The sequence below is a fragment of the Streptomyces sp. UH6 genome (assembly GCF_013421635.1).
Taxonomy (GTDB): Bacteria; Actinomycetota; Actinomycetes; order Streptomycetales; family Streptomycetaceae; genus Streptomyces; species Streptomyces abyssomicinicus.
In genome coordinates this window covers 1-1,804 of the sequence record NZ_JACADT010001086.1, presented here as the reverse complement: position 1 = coordinate 1,804, position 1,804 = coordinate 1, and the positions used below count along the sequence as shown (strand labels likewise).

Genomic DNA, 1,804 nt, shown 5'->3' with positions numbered 1-1,804 from the left:
CGGCCCCCCTGCGGTCGGCTCCCGCGGCCGCGGCGATGGGTCTGGGCGCGGGGGGTTCCATGCGCCAGCAGGTGCACCGCGACACGCGTCCGCTCTCCGACTGGTCGGACAAGGCCTCCGGACGGGTCTTCGTCCATCTGGTGACGCCGCCCGAGTGGCGACGGATCACCGGCGAGGCGCCCCCGCCCTCCCCCGTCGACCGTGCCGCCTACACCCGGGCGGGCCTGCCCTGGTTCGAGCACTACGACGAGAACGCGCAGGACCTGGACCCCTCGAAGACCCTCTCCGGGGTCAAGCCGGTGGGCGACTGGCTGGGCGACGACCACACGCCGTGGGTCGCGCCGGGCCCGCACCAGGTGGTCCAGCTGGGGGACGCGCCGGGCAGCCCGGTGGCGGACGGGGACTGGTGACGGACGGCGCCCGGAAGGCACGATGGTCACCGGGCCGCCGCCGGCACAGCGCGGGACGGCGGCCCGGCGACACGGCGGTTCGATCGGGAGGGTCCATGGCGAGCAGCAACACGGTCCGGGCGGTTGCCCCGGTGCCCGCCGTCCGGGAGGCCTGGCCGCGGCTCGACCTGATCCCGCACCCACCCCGCCGGGTGCCGTTGCTGGGTGACGTCCTGGGTACCGACCGGGCCCGGCCGCTGCAGGACACCGTGCGCCGGGGAAGCGAACTGGGGCCCATCTTCCGCCGGAAGGTGCTCTCCTTCGAGCTGGTGTTCGTCGGCGGCGCGGAGCTGGTGGCGGATCTGTCGGACGAGTCCCGGTTCGCCAAGTTCGTCGCCCCCGGCATCGCGGCGCTGCGTCCCCTCGCCAAGGACGGCCTGTTCACGGCGCACAACCACGAGCCCAACTGGCAGCTGGCGCACGACGTGCTGGCGCCCGGGTTCAGCCGGGAGGCGATGGCCGGGTACCACCGGGCCATGCTGGACGTGGCGGACCGGCTGACCGGCCACTGGGACGCCGAGCTGGTGGCCGGGCGCGCCGTGGACGTGCCCGGCGACATGACCAAGCTGACCCTGGAGACCATCGCCCGCACCGGGTTCGGCCACGACTTCGGTTCGTTCGAACGGGCCCGGCCCCACCCCTTCGTCGACGCGATGGTGGGCTACCTGAGCTACGCCCAGCGGCGCACCGCCCTGCCGGGTCCGCTGGCCGGGCTGCTGGGCGGCCGGGCCGCGGACCGGCGCGGCGAGCGGGACCTGGCGCTGCTCAACGACACGGTGGACGAGGTGGTCCGGGCCCGGGTGGCGGACGGCCGCCCGGGCGACGGAGACCTGCTGGACCGGATGCTGGAGACCGCCCATCCCGACACCGGGGAGCGGCTGTCACTGGACAACGTCCGCCGTCAGGTGATCACCTTCCTGGTCGCCGGTCACGAGACGACCTCGGGCGCGCTCTCGTTCGCCCTGCACTACCTCTCGCTGCACCCGGAGATCGCGGCGCGGGCCCGCGAGGAGGTGGACCGCGTCTGGGGCGACGTCGCCTCCCCGGGGTACGAGCAGGTGGCCAAGCTGCGGTACGTCCGGCGCGTGCTGGACGAGTCGCTGCGGCTGTGGCCGACCGCCCCGGCCTTCGCCCGGGTGGCCCTGGAGGACACGGTGCTGGGCGGCACGCACCCGATGCGGCGCGGCGCGTGGGCGCTGGTGGTGCTTCCGCTGCTGCACCGGGACCCGGAGGTCTGGGGGCCGGAGCCGGAGCGGTTCGACCCGGACCGCTTCGAGGCCGCGGCGGTGCGGGGGCGGCCCGCGCACGTCTTCAAGCCCTTCGGCACCGGCGCCCGGGCCTGCATCGGCCGCCAG

Annotated in this window: 1 protein-coding gene and 1 pseudogene; both read left to right on the top strand. The window is 75.4% G+C overall.

The window, feature by feature from the left end; translation table 11 throughout:
- Nucleotides 1–410: pseudogene (locus HW445_RS29485) on the top strand (hypothetical protein); the annotation flags it as partial.
- Nucleotides 411–505: 95 nt separating this feature from the next.
- A partial coding sequence (locus HW445_RS29480; protein WP_180223880.1) for a cytochrome P450 occupies nucleotides 506–1,804 on the top strand: 1,299 nt, incomplete at its 3' end.